The organism is Haladaptatus sp. (assembly GCF_049589095.1).
In the GTDB taxonomy this organism is placed as follows: domain Archaea; phylum Halobacteriota; class Halobacteria; order Halobacteriales; family Haladaptataceae; genus Haladaptatus.
This window is the reverse complement of the sequence record NZ_JBAWAC010000544.1, coordinates 1-3,473: the sequence shown is the minus strand read 5'-3', so window position 1 is coordinate 3,473 and position 3,473 is coordinate 1. Positions and strand designations below refer to the sequence as shown.

At 62.1% G+C, this 3,473-nt stretch carries 4 protein-coding genes; 1 reads left to right on the top strand and 3 read right to left on the bottom strand.

All coding sequences use genetic code 11. The features are described 5' to 3' along the window. Window positions 1-378 (bottom strand): hypothetical protein (locus WBV42_RS17210; protein WP_423987112.1); only part of this gene is annotated, 378 nt, incomplete at its 3' end. Between the two features lie 179 nt (window positions 379-557). Between WBV42_RS17210 and WBV42_RS17205 the strand changes: the two genes are divergently transcribed. Beyond that, complete coding sequence (locus tag WBV42_RS17205) at window positions 558-1,526, top strand: succinylglutamate desuccinylase/aspartoacylase family protein (protein ID WP_423987111.1); 969 nt, start codon at window positions 558-560, stop codon at window positions 1,524-1,526. Here WBV42_RS17205 and WBV42_RS17200 read toward each other — a convergent pair. Together WBV42_RS17200 and WBV42_RS17195 are read right to left on the bottom strand one after the other, a co-directional pair. Next, entirely contained in the window at window positions 1,458-2,120 is a 663-nt protein-coding gene (locus WBV42_RS17200) for a S26 family signal peptidase (protein ID WP_423987110.1), read from the bottom strand. The genes WBV42_RS17205 and WBV42_RS17200 overlap by 69 nt on opposite strands. A 270-nt stretch (window positions 2,121-2,390) precedes the next feature. Then, window positions 2,391-3,362 (bottom strand): mRNA cleavage and polyadenylation specificity factor-like protein, encoded by a 972-nt coding sequence (locus tag WBV42_RS17195; protein ID WP_423987109.1) that lies wholly within the window; start codon window positions 3,360-3,362, stop codon window positions 2,391-2,393. Window positions 3,363-3,473 lie beyond the last annotated feature (111 nt).

The following is a 3,473-nucleotide window of genomic DNA, read 5'->3' as shown; positions in this document are numbered from 1 at the left end:
CTCGTGAATGTACAGCACGACGGCGGTGAAGACGGCGACAGGCGGCCAGAGGACGATCAACACGCCGACGAGAACGCCGCCGATGGCGACGTGTGAGAGGATACGCAGGTGTTCCAGTTCCGCATTGTCCACGTCCTCGAACACCCAATCCTGATCACCGAACGCGTCCCGAGGGTTCGCCAGACATGCACGGAGATGCCGCCAACTGCCCGTCTCGAAACGCGTGAGAACGAAGTGATCCAGATCGATGAAGACGCTCAACAGCACCCCGTAGACGAACAGGGCGGCGAGCAGTGGCGTACCGAATCGACTCGAAAGCGGAACGAGGAGAAGCGCCGAAACCACGGCACCGATGGCGAAGTGTTCCCGCGAGTACATTGATCAGGCGAATCGACATCGTCTCCGGGCTAAAAGATGGCGTTCGTCACATCTTCCATATCACTTTCACTAGATGGTGAATATATTTATACTATAGATCTTCTGTGCGAACACGAACCACGGTACCGGAAAACGAACTTCGCTACGTTCAAGGTGTCTCTCCCGCAGTACTGCATTCAATGGGAGGACACAGCGCGGAGCGAATCCCGCTCGCCCGACTGCCGTCGGGCGTCGAACTCGAAACGACGATACACACTTACGAAGGTGCCGAAGACGGCCCGACCCTCTACGTGCAGGCGGCCCAGCACGGCCGCGAAATCAACGGAAGCGAAGTGCTTCGACGGTTCCACGAGGAGATCGAGACGGAGACCCTCGCGGGCCGAATCGTGGCGGTACCGGTCGCCGACCCGCTCACGTTCGACCGGGTGTCGTACACCACGCCCGAGCAGTTGGACAGCATCAACCCGAACATGAACCGGGTCTGGCCCGGCGACCCCGACGGCACGATTCACGAGCGCATGGCGGCGACGCTCTGGGAGTACGCCAGCGAAGCGGACGCCATCGTGGACCTCCACACCGGCAGCCCGAACATGATGACCCACGTCGTCTTCATGGAGGGCGACGAGGAATCACGCGCGTTGGCGGAAGCCTTCGGCACCGACCTCCTGCTCTCTGAAGAGGCGGGCGACGACGCCGACGTGGAGTGGTCCGAGCGCAACTTCGGTGGCAAGTTCCGTGTCGCGGCCACGCGCGAAGGAATCCCGTCCATCACGCCGGAGCTCGCACACAACAAGGAGGTCGTCGAAAACGCGGTCGAAACCGGACTTACCGGACTCACGAACGTCTGCCGACAGCTCGGAATGCTCCCCGCATCGCCGCTGGGGAACGGGGAGAAAATACTTGCCCGCAATCATCTCGGTCGCGTCGATGCCGACGACTCCGGCCTGTTCGTCGTAGAGTCGAACCACGAAATCGGCGACGAAGTCGAGGCGGGAGAGCGCATCGGGACCCTGTACGACCCGGCGACGTACGAGGTTCGACAAGAAGTAGAAACCGACCGCGACGGGATCCTCTACGCGCTAACCCGCGAATCGACCGTATGCGGGGGCGGCAAGCTGTTGAGTGTGGCGCTCCTCCGCGAGGAGTGAGAGCGCCGTACCGTTCCGTTCCATCCCCGAGCCAGTTCGTGAAGAACGGGACCCCGTGAACGTCACGCTGTTCTTCGAGGAATGAGAGAGCGCCGGTGACAGCTTACCGATTTTCGGGACACGAGCGATGGCGACGCCGATGATCCAGTCGGGACGAACCGGCGAGGAGATGCCGACCGCTTGGTCGTAATACCCGTTCGCGTCCCCTTTGGTGATGAATCCCGAGTGCGGTGCCGGACAGTTCCGAAGTTGGGCACAGCTATCCGCACCCGCGACGTACGATGCGTTCGCTTTGTCGTACCAGTTTTCGCCCTTCGTGACCCAGAACCGCGCTCGATGGAGGACGGGAATCGCCGAGTCGTTTCCGTACGGGTGATAGACGAGGACGTTGCCGGGACCGCCGAGCGTCTCGAAACCGTCCTCCTTCCCGCTCTGTGCCGAAACGACGCCATCCCGACTGTCCGGCGGCGTGACGCGGTGTTTGTCCATCACCACGACCACGTCCGTCTGGTTGACGTGCGGCGACATGCTCCCGCTGATGACGGTGTACGCGGGCGGCCAGACGCCCAGCGTCACCACGAAGAGAATACTCACGACGAGAACGACGGCGACCACGCTGGCAATCAATCGACGGAGGCTGAACACGACACGGTGGGACGCGAACTACGAGCTTTGTTATCGTCCGCCTGCAAAAGGGAACGTAGTCCTTTCCACCGAGCTAGCGAGTGACAGTGACGGCGATACTGCCGGGCAGTGATGGCGATACTGCCGGACAGTGACGACTATACTGCCGATAAGTATCGTGCGCGACAGGAACCGAAAGGCGGGACCCATCCCCCGGAAATCGAACGCTACCCGTCGTAGTCACTCGCTTCCGAAGTCGAGAAGCGACCGCTGGTGGCGCATCAACGGACGAGCGTCGTATCCGAGCTTCTGGAGGTGCCCCGCGAACTCGTCGGCGAATCCGTGTTGCGTGTAGACGATTTCGGGGTCCACCGCCGTCACGGTCGAAACGAGTTCGTCGAAATCACAGTGATCGGAGAGCGGAAACGTCGCGTCGTAGCCGCCGCGGTAGCGATAGGAACTCGTGACGGCCCATCCCGAAAATCCGACCATCGACCCGCCGACCCGCTCGACGAGGTCCCGAACCCAGTCGGTTCGGGAGCGGTTGGACGGGAGCACGACGATTTCGTCACCCGAGAGTTCGTTCGCCTCGAACGATCCTGCGTCGAAGGAGATGTTCGTCGTCGCCTCGATGGCCTCGTTCACCTTCCCAATCGCATCGCTGACGACGATGGGGCGGTTCGTCGCCCGCCGAGCCAGATGCTGGAGTTCCCCCGCCCGCCCGAGCGAGTAACCGAACAGGAACAGCGGTTCGTCGTGGTCGGCGAGCCAATCGCAGATCTCCCTCTCCAATTCCTTCTGGGGCGGAAAGCGATATTGCGGGTCGCCGTAGGTCGTCTCCATCACCAACACGTCGGCGGAAACGGGTTCGAATCCGTCGAGGTACAGCCTGTCGCGCGTCGAGAAGTCCCCGGTGTACAGATACCGGCGGTCGTCCTCGCCCTCGACGAGCGTCGCCCGCGACCCGACGACGTGTCCCGCCGGAAGGAGTTCGATGCCCGGAACGGTGTCGGTGTACTCGAACTCCGCCCCCGTCCGCGCCCGAACGAGCGCGGCGGTCTCGGCCGAACAGAGCACCGTCTCCGGCGTCGTCCGAAACGTGTGGTCGGCGTGGGCGTGACTCACGACGTTCACGTCACCCACGGCGCTGCGGGCGTCCGCGACGATGGTCTGGTCCGTCTCGATGTGGATGCCGTCCCGCAGTCGAATCACGGTTGCTGTTGGTATCCGACGGGTTTGAACTCTCGGGCGTTCCCGCGATTCAGACGGCATCACTTGGGATTCGAGAGGATAGTTGAATAGATGACAACTATTCAACGATTG

What these genes read in the sequence shown, in the direction of transcription:
- WBV42_RS17205 (WP_423987111.1), top strand. Translation starts at nt 558, where the DNA reads ATGGGAGGACACAGCGCGGAGCGAATCCCGCTCGCCCGACTGCCGTCG.